Source organism: Bacillus sp. UMB0728, from assembly GCF_002858875.1.
GTDB classification, from domain to species: Bacteria; Bacillota; Bacilli; order Bacillales; family Cytobacillaceae; genus Bacillus_AB; species Bacillus_AB infantis.
In genome coordinates, this window is sequence record NZ_PKLA01000001.1 from 481,970 (window position 1) to 496,599 (window position 14,630).

Annotated in this window: 17 protein-coding genes; 5 read left to right on the forward strand and 12 right to left on the reverse strand. The window is 44.4% G+C overall.

Annotated features, from left to right (window positions below; translation table 11 throughout):
• Positions 1-100: 100 nt before the first annotated feature.
• The 7 genes from CYJ37_RS02345 to CYJ37_RS02375 form a co-directional block, all read right to left on the reverse strand.
• Positions 101-1,081 (reverse strand): ring-cleaving dioxygenase, encoded by a 981-nt coding sequence (locus CYJ37_RS02345; RefSeq protein WP_022543849.1) that lies wholly within the window; start codon positions 1,079-1,081, stop codon positions 101-103.
• A gap of 291 nt (positions 1,082-1,372) precedes the next feature.
• Positions 1,373-3,610: an AAA domain-containing protein gene (locus CYJ37_RS02350; RefSeq protein ID WP_101547754.1), complete on the reverse strand. Its 2,238-nt coding sequence runs from the start codon at positions 3,608-3,610 to the stop codon at positions 1,373-1,375.
• Positions 3,611-3,720: 110 nt separating this feature from the next.
• Positions 3,721-4,941 (reverse strand): MFS transporter, encoded by a 1,221-nt coding sequence (locus CYJ37_RS02355; RefSeq protein ID WP_009793845.1) that lies wholly within the window; start codon positions 4,939-4,941, stop codon positions 3,721-3,723.
• Positions 4,942-5,054: 113 nt separating this feature from the next.
• Positions 5,055-5,942 carry a CAP domain-containing protein gene (locus tag CYJ37_RS02360; protein ID WP_009793844.1) on the reverse strand — a complete coding sequence of 296 codons (888 nt, stop codon included), beginning with the start codon at positions 5,940-5,942 and terminating at the stop codon, positions 5,055-5,057.
• Positions 5,943-6,044: 102 nt separating this feature from the next.
• A complete protein-coding gene (locus CYJ37_RS02365; protein WP_101547755.1) occupies positions 6,045-7,316 on the reverse strand; it encodes a glycosyl hydrolase family 18 protein in 1,272 nt (423 codons plus the stop codon).
• A gap of 128 nt (positions 7,317-7,444) precedes the next feature.
• Entirely contained in the window at positions 7,445-7,717 is a 273-nt protein-coding gene (locus tag CYJ37_RS02370; protein ID WP_009793842.1) for a hypothetical protein, read from the reverse strand.
• 45 nt (positions 7,718-7,762) lie between these two features.
• Positions 7,763-8,194 (reverse strand): hypothetical protein, encoded by a 432-nt coding sequence (locus CYJ37_RS02375; RefSeq protein WP_022543852.1) that lies wholly within the window; start codon positions 8,192-8,194, stop codon positions 7,763-7,765.
• Positions 8,195-8,514: 320 nt separating this feature from the next.
• Between CYJ37_RS02375 and CYJ37_RS02380 the strand changes: the two genes are divergently transcribed.
• Positions 8,515-9,477, forward strand: a complete 963-nt coding sequence (locus CYJ37_RS02380; RefSeq protein ID WP_009793840.1) for a 3'-5' exonuclease — start codon at positions 8,515-8,517, stop codon at positions 9,475-9,477.
• A gap of 50 nt (positions 9,478-9,527) precedes the next feature.
• A complete protein-coding gene (locus tag CYJ37_RS02385; RefSeq protein WP_009793839.1) occupies positions 9,528-10,430 on the forward strand; it encodes an aldo/keto reductase in 903 nt (300 codons plus the stop codon).
• Between the two features lie 69 nt (positions 10,431-10,499).
• Here the strand turns inward: CYJ37_RS02385 and CYJ37_RS02390 are convergent, their stop codons facing one another.
• The 3 genes from CYJ37_RS02390 to CYJ37_RS26990 all read right to left on the reverse strand — a co-directional run bounded on the left by CYJ37_RS02390 (position 10,500) and on the right by CYJ37_RS26990 (position 11,651).
• Positions 10,500-10,997 carry a hypothetical protein gene (locus tag CYJ37_RS02390; protein WP_009793838.1) on the reverse strand — a complete coding sequence of 166 codons (498 nt, stop codon included), beginning with the start codon at positions 10,995-10,997 and terminating at the stop codon, positions 10,500-10,502.
• Positions 10,998-11,287: 290 nt separating this feature from the next.
• Positions 11,288-11,434, reverse strand: a complete 147-nt coding sequence (locus CYJ37_RS26805; RefSeq protein ID WP_022543853.1) for a lmo0937 family membrane protein — start codon at positions 11,432-11,434, stop codon at positions 11,288-11,290.
• Between the two features lie 70 nt (positions 11,435-11,504).
• Complete coding sequence (locus CYJ37_RS26990) at positions 11,505-11,651, reverse strand: hypothetical protein (protein ID WP_022543854.1); 147 nt, start codon at positions 11,649-11,651, stop codon at positions 11,505-11,507.
• Positions 11,652-11,764: 113 nt separating this feature from the next.
• Here CYJ37_RS26990 and CYJ37_RS02395 point away from each other — a divergent pair, with 113 nt between their 5' ends.
• A complete protein-coding gene (locus CYJ37_RS02395) occupies positions 11,765-11,968 on the forward strand; it encodes a DUF2188 domain-containing protein (protein ID WP_022543855.1) in 204 nt (67 codons plus the stop codon).
• Positions 11,969-11,997: 29 nt separating this feature from the next.
• Here CYJ37_RS02395 and CYJ37_RS02400 read toward each other — a convergent pair whose 3' ends face one another.
• Positions 11,998-12,417 (reverse strand): hypothetical protein, encoded by a 420-nt coding sequence (locus CYJ37_RS02400; protein ID WP_094769022.1) that lies wholly within the window; start codon positions 12,415-12,417, stop codon positions 11,998-12,000.
• Positions 12,418-12,603: 186 nt separating this feature from the next.
• Here CYJ37_RS02400 and CYJ37_RS02405 point away from each other — a divergent pair, with 186 nt between their 5' ends.
• Positions 12,604-13,224 (forward strand): hypothetical protein, encoded by a 621-nt coding sequence (locus CYJ37_RS02405; protein WP_142385213.1) that lies wholly within the window; start codon positions 12,604-12,606, stop codon positions 13,222-13,224.
• Between the two features lie 51 nt (positions 13,225-13,275).
• Here CYJ37_RS02405 and CYJ37_RS02410 read toward each other — a convergent pair whose 3' ends face one another.
• Complete coding sequence (locus tag CYJ37_RS02410; RefSeq protein WP_101547757.1) at positions 13,276-14,121, reverse strand: LysM peptidoglycan-binding domain-containing protein; 846 nt, start codon at positions 14,119-14,121, stop codon at positions 13,276-13,278.
• A 272-nt stretch (positions 14,122-14,393) separates the two neighbouring features.
• Here CYJ37_RS02410 and yhfH point away from each other — a divergent pair, with 272 nt between their 5' ends.
• On the forward strand, positions 14,394-14,528 hold the full coding sequence (yhfH, locus tag CYJ37_RS02415) for a protein YhfH (protein WP_009793830.1): 135 nt from the start codon (positions 14,394-14,396) through the stop codon (positions 14,526-14,528).
• Positions 14,529-14,630 lie beyond the last annotated feature (102 nt).

Consider the following 14,630-nt stretch of genomic DNA (forward strand, 5'->3'; position numbering starts at 1 on the left):
TCAGAAGCTGATTGAGCCGCACCAAAACTTAAAGAAATTACGAAAACTGTCGATTGCGTGCCCAAATGATTAAAGAGAGCACAAAACAGGCGGATTCCGCCTATCTTCCTGTATCAAGAGGCTTCAATTTAGCTTCTATCTCTTCTCTCCGGTCTTCAAAATAAGGCGGCAGTGCAAGATTCTGCCCCAGCTCTTCAAATGGCTCATCACTTTCGAACCCTGGTCCGTCAGTCGCCAGCTCGAACAGAATGCCATTCGGCTCCCTGAAGTATAGTGATTTAAAATAATAGCGCTCTACAAATCCAGAGCTGGGGATTCTTTTTTCTTTCAGGAGGGCAACCCATTTATTCAGCTCTTCCTGGTTTTCAACACGGAAAGCTACATGGTGCACGCTTCCGCGGCCTGGCCTTTCCTTTGGCAAGTCATCCCGAACAATGATGTGTACCTCGGTCCCTGATCCTCCCTTTCCTGTTTCATACACATGTGCTGTATGGCCGCCAAGCGCAGATGCGGAATAAGAATCTTTCTTTCGGAAACCTAAAAGGCTGACAAGGGTATCTTCTGTCCGGCTCAGTTCGGCGACAGTCAGGAATACGGGTCCAAGACCTATGATTCCATGCTCTGCGGGAACAGGGCTTTGCTCCCAAGGGCGCCCTCCTTCTTCCCCGGTGTTCGCTTCATCAGAAATAAGTGCAAGTCTTTGATCTTCAAAGTCAGTGAAAAAAAGCATGTTTCTACCGCTGTCAGAAGTAATGGCCGTATATTCGACCCCGTGTTCCTTAAACCGGTCCTGCCAATACTCAAGTGAGCGGTCACTCGGAACTCTTAGGGAAGTGAGGCTGATGCTGTTGGTTCCGGGGTAGGTGTGCCCTGCATTCGGTATTTCAAAAAAGGTTAAGTCAGTTCCCGGGTTTCCCCTTTCATCTGCATAAAACAAATGGTAAACAGAAGTATCATCCTGGTTCACCGTCTTCTTTACGAGCCTCATGCCTAAAGTGTCAGTGTAGAATTCATAGTTCTTTTTTGCGTTTGCTGTGATGGCAGAAACATGGTGGATGCCTTTCAATGCTAGCAAATTCATCAAATGCACTTCCTTTTCAAGAAAAAATCTTTACTTCGAGATAATTTTACTTCTTTTTCTGTTTTTATGAAACCTATATGTTTGTATAATAGACCCTGTGGAAAAATTTAATCTTGCATCAGCGGATGATTGGTGATATATTTATTGAGCGATGAGCTAATTGAATAAGCCGGCGGGCGCTCCTTTATTGGAAATGCACGATGTGGCGTGCAGCCTGCCGCCTCAATACGCAAGACCCCCTGTTTCAGGGGGTCTTTTTATGTTTAGTTGGCTTGCATGTACCAGGCTTTTTCACAGAAATTGCGATTCAACGTAGCCGGCAATGTTTTCCGATAGAAATCTGACAGCAATATATGGAGGCCTGATGCCTTCATGTCTGCAAAAAGGCATTCCCAGCCATAAGATGCTGCTGTCAATGCTGATGAAAGGAAACGGTACATCTTTTTGAACGAAAGCGGCATGCTTTAACGTCTCATGCCTTTTGTCTGAAATCAGCGTGACACTGGCCTTTCCAGTCATTCCGTTCACTATTTTTGTCCATTCTTCGTCCAATGCATGGGTGGCTGGCAGCGAAATGATGATGGCTGATTTGGCCTGTAATAAATCATTTTCAACTTTGCCGGTTTTCCTGCTGTGAATCCATTGCAGAGCCTGGTGCTGGTTCCTGATCCATCTTCCGATACTGGAGGGAGTAACAGCCTGATCCATCTTGAGCTGGTGTTCTGCCAGTTTCCGCCATGTTTTTCCTGTATATACTTTTTCTTTGATAAAACGGATATCCCCTACCTGTATGAATTTTCCCCTTGTCCTTGTTACGGCTACATTGATCAGCCTTTCACTGTCTTTTCCAGTCATAAGCATCCCAGCTTTTTCAAAAGGAAAGCTGTCAACGGTGTCAAAGACCATTATATCTCTTTCGCTCCCCTGGAAACGATGGACGGTTGCCGCAATAATGTCTGCAGCAGCAGCTTCAGAGCTGTATACCTCTTCCATGAACTGTTCCATCAATGAAGCTTGAACCCTGTAAGGTGTAGCATAACCTATTGACCTGGCCCCATCCAGATATGCCTCGTGGATCAGCTGGAATGAAAGCGCAAGATGAAGAAGGTTGCTTCTGGATCCGCTGTTATTATCTTTAACTCCGTACTTTCCCATCTCAGAGCTGTCAACCATAATAGATGCCATGTTTTTGAACGGATTTAATTTGGAAATACCTTCCCGCAGCTCGGCTGTGCCTTCAAAATCAGTCACAAGGGAATGGTAAACATGTTTATTGGTAAAAGCAGAAATATCCGGATGCATCCTCCTTTGTTCTTTCAGCAAAAACAAATGGGGATGCATCTGGCCATTCCCGACCGCAGAAGCTGCCCCTGAATGGTGGAAAATATCCTCTTTCAGCCATTTGACTGCCAGTTCGCTCCTGGAGGCGGCTATAGGCGGAAGCTGTTTGAAGTCTCCGCAAATGATGATCCTTTTACCCAGAGAGGCAGCAAAGGCAGCCTGCGGTACATAAGCCATGCTCGCTTCATCCACAATGACAAGATCAAATTGGCTTTCATAAATCGCCGGATCACCTGCTGCCCTGGCAAGAGTGGTTCCAATGATGCCTGCATCCTTAACATATTCAATTTCCTTTTTGCGGATCTTCTCCAGAACGGCTGCGAGCTTAGTTTCAATTTCAACCAGCTTTTCAGAATCCCTTTTACTGAAAGAGCGCCCCAAATCAGATTTTAACAGCCTTTTTTCTTCCATCAGCTGAGATTTTTTATCTGCCAGATCCGGGTGGTGCTTTTCAATGAGCCTGTCGGAATGAAACAGCCCCCCTGCATGTGCTTCACTGCTGCTTCTCGTTCCATACCTGAGAATATCCCCGTCTTTGGTTTCGGATTTGCGGGACGAAAAAGAGGCAATTTCGGCCATCAGTACATCAACCGCCTGGTTGCTGTGTGATAGAACAAGCACCTTCAGTTTTTTGAAATATTTATTAGCTGCTGTCCGGGCAAGCGTATATGTTTTCCCAGTCCCCGGGGGACCCCATACAAATGTAACCGGGTTATATTTGGATCTCAAAATAAGTTCATGGACAGGGGATTTTGCCTTTCCTCCCGGATGGGCTGCCGGCATGGAGGGATCCATCAGTTTTTTGATCCGCAGCCTCTTCGTTTTGCTTTTTTTTATATCATCAAGCCGCTGTATGAGCTGATCGATCAGCTCCCAGGGATCATGGTGCAGGGATGCATATTGCAGTTCCTCACCCAAATACTGGTCCGCAGAGACAATGATATTCCGGCCTTCAGAAGACAGGATCCTTCCTTCAGCTTTTTTATGCCCCCAGCTGATTTTCACCTGTGATCCGATAGGCACATGCAGTGCAGATTCTGTCTCAAAAAAATAAACAAACCCTTCATGGCTTGATATCAGAATGCCATTGTGAAGGGAATATTTACTGCTTCCATAATTTTTCATATGCTGTATTTCTGATTGAAGGGCCTTTTGCCATTCTGCTATATATCTTTTTGTGCTGCTCATCATATTTCTTCCTTTACTCAACAATCACCATTTGCTTCTTCTTTGGAAGAAGCGCCGGCCATTTTAATGAAAGATAATATAACACGGCTATAGCCAAAAATCCAATCTGGTTAAGCACTCCCCGCTTCCTGCTGATTTTTCGTCCTGGCAAATATGTATGTACGTACCATGATCAATAGCGTCATTACGATCAGGATGCCATGGAAGGATGCTGCAAGCACCGGCAGGCTGGTACTGTCAAGGACAGCTGGAGCCAGAATAAATCCGCATGCGAAACCGAGCGACTTCAGGAGCATGCCTACTCCAAATATCCTGCCCCTTATATGATTGGCCGATTTTTGGAGGATGGTTGCATGCAGGGTCGTAAAAGCTGCGTCAAAAATACCGGTTAGAAAAGCAACCAGTAATATTGCAGGGATATAGCTGCTTGATAAAAAGATGATAAACCCTGATGACATCAGGATGGCAGAAATGAAGCACGCAAGATAAATTCTGCTGCCCCTTGCCCACCGGAGCCTCGGCAGGAGGAATGCAGACAGAATAGACCCGATTCCCCATGTACTCCAAATCAACCCATAATAAAAGCTTTGTCTGTCAGGATTAAGGGCCTCTGCCAAAATCGGAATCCCAAGGTTATGGGAGCTTCCGGCAAAAGATCCTGCGAGGAAGACAAGGTTGACGAGCATAAGCATCGGAGCCAGCTTTAAATAGGCATAGACCTCTTTTATATCAGAGAAAATTGAAGACAGCTTCCCTTGAAGCGTCGATTGAACACCCGCTTTCCTGCCAGGTGCCGATTCCCATTTAAGCATCATCAACACAGCAGCAGACAGGAAGTAGGTAGCTGAATCGATAATCAGTGTAATATGGTAGCCTATAATATCTGTCAGGATGCCAGCGGCCAAAAATCCGGCGACCAGGCTGGCGGAAGTAAGTCTGGAAATAAGAGCATTTGTCTCAAGCACCTTATTTTCGCCAAAGATCTGGGGGATTTCCGCATTAAAGCTGACCATAAAGCTGCTGTTGGAGAACCCAATAGCAAAGGATACGAGTATGATCATATAGGGTGATGGAAAAGAAATCAGGGACAAAATCAGAATGCCCCTTGCCAGGTCGCTGATGATCATGATCTTTCTTCTGTCGAACCGGTCTGCCAGTATGCCGGAAAAAATGCTTGAAAACACACCGCCGGCTGTCCTGAATGCCATAGCGGCAGCCATCCATCCTGTGCTCCCTGTAGCAGCATAAATGAGGACGTTGAGGACAATTGTATCCATAAAGGTGCCAAAATCTGAAAAAGCTTTTACATATAATATTACTTTTCTGTTCATTCCTTTACTCCAGTGCGGTTTTTGTCTATTTTATCCGGTATCTGAAAGTTTCGCAATACGAAATTTTCAGGCAAATAAAAGAAGTGCCCATGAAAAGCACTTCTTTTCTCCTTCTATTTTCCAATGAACATTTGTGTCCAGTAATTACCTTCGCCTGTATGCCCTACTCCTATATGGGTGAATTTGCTGCTGAGGATATTCTTGCGGTGCCCCTCACTTTTCATCCAGGCATCGACGACTTCCTCTGCAGATCTTTGTCCCATGGCAATATTCTCACCTGCTGTTGAATACTCCACTCCAAAGTCCCGCATCATATCAAATGGGGAGCCATAAGTTGGACTAGTATGGGAAAAGTAATTCTTGGCCTGCATATCATCTGATTTTTCCTGGGCAACCCCGCTCAGAGAGCTGTCAGATTTCAATGCAGCAAGGCCGTTCTTCGTTCTTTCTGCATTAGTCAGCTCGATGACTTTGGATTCCATATCGCTGATGCTTTGGTCAGTGTCTCCTGCCTTTTGCTGTCCCTGTTCCTCAGCGCCATTCTGCCCCTGGTCACCCTGGCCGCCAGGCGCTGTTCCCTGGCCTGCCCCATACTGAGTGCCAGGCTCCATGCCTGCTCCCTGTTCTGCTTGATTCTGTCCTGGAGCTGCCTGCTGTCCTTCCTGTCCTTGCTGCCCTCTTTCTTCACCCGTATAAAAACGGAACATGCCATTATCCTGCTGTTCACCATGCGGGAATTCTTCGCTTGGCATGCCAGTGCTGTAAGCATTCGGATCAATCGTAATAAATCCATTGTTGATTTCCTGAAGGCTTTCCATCATTCCTTTTGACTGCTGGCTGCTGCGGTCATTTAAAAAGTTGGTCTGGCCCTGTCTGCCATTCCCGGCATTCAATGTGTTGAGGCCGCCTTGCCTGTCATCTGCAGCATTATTAGAGGCGCAGGCAGACACCAGCATCACTGCAAAAACTGCTGGCAAAAAGCTGAATTTCATTTTGCTCATTCTGTTAACCCCTTTTCATAATAATGTAACGGTCTTATTTTGCACTGCATGACCGATCTATTATGAATGGAATTATTTACAGCAGAAACAATAATAAACCTCCTATTCCTGCCGCACGACATGATAGCTGTTATAAAGGGCGAGCCAGCTTTGCGGGGCACGGAGGCTGATTTGCCAGAAAGTGGTGCCCAGTAGCTGATAACGGTCCATAAGAAGGTATTTCTGCATATAGCTGCGGATATCATCAAACCAGACGGTATGGAGCTGCCCCTCATCGTAATAAGTAAAGAATGGTGCTGCCCTGTTGCTGTCATACTGGATATTAGCGCCTTTTTCTATTGCCCGGTTCTGTGCCTGGAGAACTGACAGAGAGACAGTTTTGTTGTCCGGTCCGAATTTGTCATACCCGTATAAGGGCAGGGCAATCTGCAGCTTACGCGGAGGAATCTGGGTAATGGCGTACTTGACTACATCCTCCATCCATGGCAGCGGTGAAACAGGCTCAGGCGGCCCGCCGGGATAACCGTAATCGATTGTCATGACGGCAACAATATCTGCAGCAGCACCGATTGCCTCATAATCATAGGCGCCAATGATCCTGTTTGAAGGAATATCCTCTGTTTTTGCATGGACATTGACATGAAGAATCAGATTTCCAAGGGCAAGCTTCAGCTCAGCAAGAAATCGGGAAAAGCTGTTCCTTTGCGGCGGAGGTATGAATTCAAAATCAATGCTGACGCCGCTGTAACCCTTCTCTTTAGCCAGACTGGCAATACTGCTGACCAGATTGGCTGTATACCTTCTATTTCCCAGCACGCTTCCGGCCAGTTCCGGATCAAAGTCGCCATTCTGATAGTTGCGGATCATGAGCAGCGGGAGGATGCCCAGCTCTTTGCTTTTATTGATAACAGATGTGTCATCAAGGAGCCTGTAGGCAGTTCCCTCTGCCCGGAATGAATAGGCAGTGATGGCAAGATAGGTAAGGAGGGGCGAAATTCCTTCCAGTATGGGGAAAAGAGCCTCAGTATTGTAAGGCAATATAAAACCAAGCGTCTGAATGCCGTATTTAAGTGGTGAAGGAATGAATATGTTCTGTCCTTGCCTAAGATTATATGGATTCAAGCCGGGATTTGCTTTAAGAATAGAATCAATTTGTGTCTGATAAAAAAGAGAAAGCCGATAAACGGTGTCTCCCTCCCTTATTATATGAGAGCGGACAGGCAGAGTGTCCAGAGGGATATACAGCGCCAGCCCGGGCACTATTTCATTGGCGTCCTTCAATCCATTAAGAAGTAAGATGTCGGCTGGGGAAACAGAATATTCATTGGCAATCTGCCATATGGTGTCACCGTATGATACAACATGAATTCCCATTTCAGCACCTCAAATAGGTTTTTATACCATCATATGGATCTCCAATGAATAATAGAATATAAGATAACATCCAGGTCTCTTTTCATAAGAAAAACACAGGGCTTTCGGCGCCCTGTGTTGATCTATCCCTAATTTTTGCTGTAGTCATCCGTATCCGGTGAAACCATTCCGCCCGCCCCGGAAGTGTTAACATCCGGTGCAGCGCCTTCAGGCTGGGAAGGAAGCTTATGATGTTTATATTCTTTGTTGTTTTCATCTGCCAAAGGTGTCTGGCTGTGATCTTTCTCATCTATAGAAAGAATCTCGAACTCAGTCCCCTGCAAGTATCCTTCCAGCTTTGTCCTCATATCATCTCTATCTATCTTTCCTTCAAAGCGCAGCTCTGCATTAACAGTTATCATGAACGATCCGTCCTTTCGTTAATTAAGTTATTTTTGCTTAATTTATCACGAAGATGTGCCGGGGGTTGTTTCACCCTTCAGGGTTTCCTTTGCTTCTTCGATGGTTGTGAAAACGAGTACTTCCGTTACCTGCTGCCCATCATGTGATACTGCAAGGAATCCGTCTGCAAGCTGATGGATGTCAGCCAGCGTCCCTTCCTCGCCGCCATCAAGCTTGACCGATTCTTTAAATTCCAGCTGGCCTTTTTCAGCCCATGACTGAACCTCTGCTGAATAGGTCCCATAATCCATTCCTTCTGTGATGCGGTCATCCAGTTCTCCTGCGCTTAACTTTTCCTCCTCTCCTTCCGTATTTGTCTGTTCGTTATACCCTTCTGTCGTATTCTGCTCATCTGAAACGGTTTCTTGGTCATCCTCGGCACCGCAGCCTGAAAGTACTATGGCTGCAGCGGCTGCCAGGGTGTATATCTTTTTCACCGGCTCCACTCCTCTGCAATTGGTTTTGTTACAATGTTAATACCCGTTTCTGCAAAGAACATTCGTCATAAATAAGGTTCTTTACAGCGTAAGGTTCAATAATACTCTGTAAGTGTTATGTGCTGATCCGGCATTTCTGTGAACTGTTGCTCCATATGCCGTTCAGGTGTCCTGAATGTGTGGCTAAGTGAGCCCTTAATCAGCAGCGGCGCTTAACACACAGCGCCAAGTAAGAATTCGTTTGTATATATGGAAAAATATTTCCTTTCCTAAAACCGTGAATTCAACTATAATGAACTGTTAGGAAAGGAGGGTGTAAAATGGCTGAACTGACGCAATATGTTTTTTTTGACTTTGAGATGCTCTGTTCGAACAAAGGGATGCTGTTTGAAGATATGGAGGCAATCAGGCTTGGTGCAGTAAAATATGATCTGATTACAGAGAAGCTTTCATTTTTCGATGAGTATATAAAGCCGGAAAATCATAAGCCGCTCAGTATGTTCTGCAAAAGGCTGACCGGCATTGAAGATAAAGATCTCAGGGATGCAGACAGATTTGCTGATGTATTTTCCACTTTTCTTTACTGGGTTAATGGAGTGAAGAAAACCAGGTTCTATTCATGGTCCAAAAGCGATCTGTCCCGACTGAATGCTGATGCAGCCAGACATGGGATCCCGTCTGCCACAATTGAAAAAATCAATTCCAGATATGTCGATTTCCAGGAAGTGTTTTCAAACCGTGCGGCTAATAATACACCCTCTGTTGAAAACGCCCTGGCACTGTATGGGCTGGATTTCGTCGGAGAAACGCATAACCCGATGTTTGATTCTTATAACACACTGCGGATATTTTTTGCATTTGAGCGCAATCCCCAGCTCACTGAAAAAATCATGGCTGAAAGATTTATACTGCCGGGGAGAACACTCACAGTGGATCAGATAAATGTAGAGGTGAAAAGCCAGTTCGCCAAGGATATGGAAGAGTTTTTTTCCAGTCTGCAATGGATCTACAAAATGAAGGAAGCGCAGCAGCTTGTCAAAAAAGCGAAAAGAATTTGCAAAAGGTATAAAAATGTCGCAGGCAGCAGCTCCGGCATCTTTGATGAAGAAATTCGAAGCGATACTAAAGACTTTATGCTTTTTTACGAAGGCCTTAAGAAGAATTACTTGGAGCATATAACCTATTCATCCCGCATACTGATTCTGGATGAAGAGAACTTTTCCTACAGGAAGACCCTTTTGGCAAGAGCCTCCCTGGATGGACAAGACCGTCAGGCCGTTTAAGGCTTTTCGGATACATATTTATTAACTTTACTCATGAGGAGCTGTATAAAATGGAAAGAATAAAACTGAATGAGGATTTATCTTTTTCACGGATCATCCATGGTCTTTGGAGGCTTGCTGACTGGAAACAGTCAGACCAGGAAACACTTTCGCTTATAGAATACTGCCTGGAGATGGGCATCACAACCTTTGACCATGCCGATATTTATGGTGGCTACACCTGTGAGGATCTGTTTGGGAAAGCGCTTGCTCTGAAACCTGAATTAAGGGAAAAGATGGAGATTGTCACTAAGTGCGGAATCGTCCTCCAATCACCCAACAGGCCGCAGCATAAATCACACCACTATAATACCAGCCGTGAGCATATTATAGAGTCGGTCAATTATTCTTTAAAGAATTTAGGGACAGACTATCTGGATGCACTGCTTATCCATCGTCCTGATCCTTTCATGGATCCTGAACAGACCGCACAGGCTTTCATTGAACTGAAGAAAGCGGGAAAGGTCAGAAACTTTGGCGTTTCCAACTTTAAAAACCACCAATTTGATATGCTTCAATCTTATCTGCCGTTTCAGCTGGTCACAAATCAGATTGAGCTTTCTGCTTACCATCTTGAAAATTTCGAAGATGGGACACTTAATCATTGCCTGGAAAAAAGAATTGCTCCTATGGCCTGGTCCCCTCTCGCGGGAGGAAGGATCTTTTCCGCTCAGGATGAAAGGGCAAAAAGGCTTCAGGCTGCCCTGAAAAATATAGCAGGGGAAATAGGAGCGGGTGACATTGATGAGGTTCTCTATGCATGGCTTCTGAACCATCCGGCACGGATTATGCCGATCATTGGATCAGGCAAAAAGCAAAGAATTGAAAAAGCAGTTAATAGCATGAAACTGAAGCTGGACAACCATCAGTGGTTTGAAATCCTTCAAAGCTCCATGGGTCATGATGTTCCATAACTGAACAAACCGAAAGGCCGGCCACAAGAGTGGACCGGCCTTTCTGATGCTGCTAGAATTTCATTCTGATTATTGGAACATGCCTTTGAAAGCTGGAGTCGAAATATCAACACCCTCAAAGACCTTGGTCATGCCCGCAATATACTCTTCTTTGAATGTCTCAGCTTCAGCAAGGTCCTCTGACCCGGCCTTAAGAAGTTCGCCTTTTTTTGTGAAATATTGAACGAGGCTGTCAGATGCACCTTCGATATCTGCAGAATAGTCGCTCAATTCTTCAGGGATTTCAATTCCGTCTAAACCAGGTTCAAAAGCAGAAGCTGCTTCTGCAGGATCTTTGCCTTCTTCTGCAAAAGATGCCTCAGTACTGCGGATTAGCTTGGTGACTTCAGATTGGTAGCTGAGGAGCGCAGATTTTTGTTCTTTGCTGCTGTCAGCCTGTTCAGCTGTTTCAGTCTCGGCGGCTGAAGTGTCCTTTTCGGTGTCAGCCTCTTTAGACGTGTCATCGGAACACGCTGCCAAGCCGGCAGTCATAAGGGAAGCCATTAATAATGCCATAAATTTTTTCATTCTTCTCTCTCTCCTTTTTCTGTTGACCCTTTTTTTAAATAGGTTATTTACTGACAATTTATAATTTAACTAGTTTTCATACTTTTTTCAACCCTTTTTTGTTCGAAAGTCGAAACAAAAAGATATTTCTAAATAATTTTTAAATATTATGAATAGAGTAAATATTTAATATTTAAATACAAAAAATCCTGTGTTAGTGTACCTTGTTGATTTTGGGCTCATTTCAGCTGTGATGAAATGAGCCCAAAATCAAATGTTTAACAAAAAAGACCTCCGCCTGGAGGCCTTATCTAGCTGGTTCTTCTTCCTTTGATAAGATTGATGACGAGCAGAACAGCAGCAATTACGAGGAGAATGTGGATGATCCCTCCAGCAATCTTAAAAATGAAGCCAAGCAGCCACAGCACCAAAAGTGCCCCTATGATAAATTTCAGCATCATTATCTTCCTTTCTATTCATGGTAGCATTCAAATACCCTTTGATACTTTAGCATAAACACACGTGTTATCAGCTTGGATCCGCTTCATCCAGAACTAATGCAGTCACATTGGTATATTCGCCTTTCTGCCTTTCCTGTGCGGAAGCATCCTGGTTCAGTTCGTCACTGTCATCAATGCCCGGCGCCATAGTCGGTTCTTTTTTATCCTCAGGCAAGTTAATCACTCCCTTTTTAATGTTACTATCTCCTTTCAGAGAAATCATATTCCCGGTTTAGCAGGGTGCGGAAAGGGAAAAAAACCATTAAGAAAGTGAAAGGAGTTTTTTATATGATTAAAGAATATGCAGTTGTACCAAATAAGGATGAAAACCTCTGGCTGGTCAAGCTGGAAGATGCAGCACCAGCAGCACAATTCGGCAGCAGAACGGCAGCAGTGGAAGAAGCTGAAAAAATGGCTAAAGAAAATAAGCCGAGCAAGGTGACCGTAATGGACGATAATCATGAGGTCATCGACGAAAAATTATTTCAATAAAGTAAAAGCCCGGCCTATTATGGCGGGGCTTATTTTTTGCTGTTTAAATCCTCTTCAATCAGCGACTTTAGAAGTATCCTGTAAGAGCTGCAAAGTTCTTCCCCTTCTGTGTCCCCAGCTTCCCAGCAGTATTCCCTGAAAGTGTCCATTTCCGTAAAGATCAAGTATAGCAGCCCTTCGTCAAGCTTTAGATTCATTTTCAGACCAGATGCATCTTTCCACGGCAGCTGCATCAAAAGCTGCTGATAAAGATCATGAAAAATGCTGTACTCCCTTTTCAGCTGCTCCCTCTCACCTATTAGAATATCATCCCTGGTTTGAATCACTTCCCCCCTCCAGTGGATATTGAAGGTGCAAAATGCCAGCCAAAAAGATCTTTCTTCAGGCGCAATCATGATGGTTCCTGCAATGTCAGCCTGACTGCCTTCATCAAATGAAAATATTTCCATATCCGCCTCCCGATCTGTTCTTCCCTGAATGGGTCACCTGCCTATTATTTGCAGCTTTTCTGCAATCATTACATAGGATAACCTAAAATCAGAAAGGAGCTGTGCCCTATCAGCAACCATGCTAATTCAGGAATTTCGCCCATCATATTTACTGAGAATTTGGAAGTGTCTGCCCGCGGGAATCAGGTGATCTACAAAAACAGTCTATTCAGAGAGGCTGTCTCACGGTCAATCGAATCTTTTAAGGCCGATTTGCTTGCTGCAGCAGACCGGCATTCTGAGGACCTGGCCGGGCTGGAGGAAGTTTATTTAAAACAGCTGAAAGAATGTATGCTAAAGCAGGAAGAAGCTGGCTTGAGAATCCTTCAGCGGCTCGAAATGATGGAAAGTCACCACCTGCAGCTTACAGAAAGCGTGGAGCAGAAAAGTGCCCGGCAGGAGAAATGGAATGACCAGCAAATTATCCAGGAAGCGATGATGCTGGAACTCTCCCGAAAGATGGATAATCTGCTTCCGCCTGACGGCCTTTTAGAAGAACACGAAGAATTGAAGAATAAAGTGGATTCTCTCGGAGATCTGCATGAAATGACCCATCTGACCATTATGGAACGTCTGGATAAACAGGAGGATCTGCTTCAGAAACTGGGCAGGCACTACGAAGATCTGCGTTCTGGCATGCATGATCGATTTGCTGCTGTCAGCAATTTTCTTGAAGACCGCTTTTATCAGCTGACACAGCCTGTGCAGCGTTTCGTGATTAAAGATAAACAAACGCAAAAAGAGGAAGATGAAAGAACAATAGTATAAAAAAGAAAGAGGCCGAATGGTGTCTCCGGCCTCTTTCTTACATTACATATATCAATCAAGTATCCTGACCGTCAATGTCTGTCTGCCAAACTTGATTGCTTCTTCTTTAGTCGGGATAAATACATCAATTTTATTGCCTTTAATGCTGCCCCCTGTATCTCCGGCAATCGCATTGCCATATCCTTCGACATATACCTTGGAACCTAAAGGAATGACATTGGGATCTACCGATATGACTTTCTGATCTGGATTTGCATTTAAATCAATTCCAGTAGATGTTACGCCGGAACAGCCTTCACAGCTGGCAGTATAGGCGGTTGCAGTAACGGTGATTTCCTTGCCGACCTCTTCCTGCGCTACTGGTGCACTGGCTTCAGGAGCAGGCTGGGTGCTTACAGTACCTTCGCTTTCAGCAGGCTTAGACTCAGCAGGGGCTGTTTTTTCAGGAGCAGGAGACTTTTCAGCAGCTTGTACGGCCTGCTGTTTTTCAGTCTGTTCCTGCCCTTTAGGCGCTGGTGCTGCCGGTTTTTCCTTTATGCTTCCTTTCGGATGAATGACAAGGGCCTGTTCAGGGTAGATCAAGTCTGACGACAGATTGTTCCAGTGCATTAAATCACTGACGGAAACGCCATGATTCCTGCTTATAGCCCATAGCGTATCCCCGGATTTAATTATGTATTTTTTTTCTGGAAAAATAGAAAGAGTGGTTTCTGCTCTGATCATGTCTGAAGACAAATCATTCCACTGCTTAATATCATTTACTGTTACTTCATATTTTTGGGAAAGCCCCCAAAGGGTATCTCCCTTTTCTACGGAAATTTCATCTGCTTGTACATTGGATCCGGCTGCTCCGGCCACGGCTGCTGCAGCCACTAATGATAAAATTTGTTTTTTCATCTGATTACCTCCTGATAGCTATTTCTCGCTAACGGAATCTATCATAGCATGAAATATTCTGAGAAAAAGAACAGGCAGATAATAAATCCTTTACGTTCATGACAAGCATTTAACAGCCATATTTCGCTTCTCGAATTTTTACCTAAATTTTGTATCGGGTGGAAAAATCTAAAAAATTTGCAGTTTATCCTTCACAAATAAATCAACTGAAGGTATACTGTACTATAACAGAAACAATATAAATTAGTTGTATTATAAAAGGAGGAATTATCATGATTAAGAACCCAGTTGAATTTTTCAGGAACCTTCCGAAGAAGGAATGCCCGGAATGCGGCGAACATATGGAAGAACAGGCAGAAGCCTATTTGCTGGAATGCGACAGATGCCTGGCTAAAAAACATGAGTAGTAATCGGAAACGGGCTTAGCCCGTTTTTTTATGTACAAAGATTAAAAATATTTAGATAAAGGATAGGAAAATGCCTTCCGATGAAGTATAATTTCTTTAGGG

What these genes read in the sequence shown, in the direction of transcription:
- CYJ37_RS02365 (WP_101547755.1), bottom strand. Translation starts at nt 7,316, where the DNA reads ATGGGAATTCATGTTGTATCATACGGTGACACCATATGGCAGATTGCC.
- CYJ37_RS02380 (WP_009793840.1), top strand. Translation starts at nt 8,515, where the DNA reads ATGGCTGAACTGACGCAATATGTTTTTTTTGACTTTGAGATGCTCTGT.
- CYJ37_RS02350 (WP_101547754.1), bottom strand. Translation starts at nt 3,610, where the DNA reads ATGAGCAGCACAAAAAGATATATAGCAGAATGGCAAAAGGCCCTTCAA.
- CYJ37_RS02400 (WP_094769022.1), bottom strand. Translation starts at nt 12,417, where the DNA reads ATGGAAATATTTTCATTTGATGAAGGCAGTCAGGCTGACATTGCAGGA.
- CYJ37_RS02370 (WP_009793842.1), bottom strand. Translation starts at nt 7,717, where the DNA reads ATGATAACTGTTAATGCAGAGCTGCGCTTTGAAGGAAAGATAGATAGA.
- CYJ37_RS02395 (WP_022543855.1), top strand. Translation starts at nt 11,765, where the DNA reads ATGATTAAAGAATATGCAGTTGTACCAAATAAGGATGAAAACCTCTGG.
- CYJ37_RS02360 (WP_009793844.1), bottom strand. Translation starts at nt 5,942, where the DNA reads ATGAGCAAAATGAAATTCAGCTTTTTGCCAGCAGTTTTTGCAGTGATG.
- CYJ37_RS02355 (WP_009793845.1), bottom strand. Translation starts at nt 4,941, where the DNA reads ATGAACAGAAAAGTAATATTATATGTAAAAGCTTTTTCAGATTTTGGC.
- CYJ37_RS26805 (WP_022543853.1), bottom strand. Translation starts at nt 11,434, where the DNA reads ATGCTGAAATTTATCATAGGGGCACTTTTGGTGCTGTGGCTGCTTGGC.
- CYJ37_RS02345 (WP_022543849.1), bottom strand. Translation starts at nt 1,081, where the DNA reads ATGAATTTGCTAGCATTGAAAGGCATCCACCATGTTTCTGCCATCACA.
- CYJ37_RS02410 (WP_101547757.1), bottom strand. Translation starts at nt 14,121, where the DNA reads ATGAAAAAACAAATTTTATCATTAGTGGCTGCAGCAGCCGTGGCCGGA.
- CYJ37_RS02385 (WP_009793839.1), top strand. Translation starts at nt 9,528, where the DNA reads ATGGAAAGAATAAAACTGAATGAGGATTTATCTTTTTCACGGATCATC.
- CYJ37_RS02390 (WP_009793838.1), bottom strand. Translation starts at nt 10,997, where the DNA reads ATGAAAAAATTTATGGCATTATTAATGGCTTCCCTTATGACTGCCGGC.
- yhfH (WP_009793830.1), top strand. Translation starts at nt 14,394, where the DNA reads ATGATTAAGAACCCAGTTGAATTTTTCAGGAACCTTCCGAAGAAGGAA.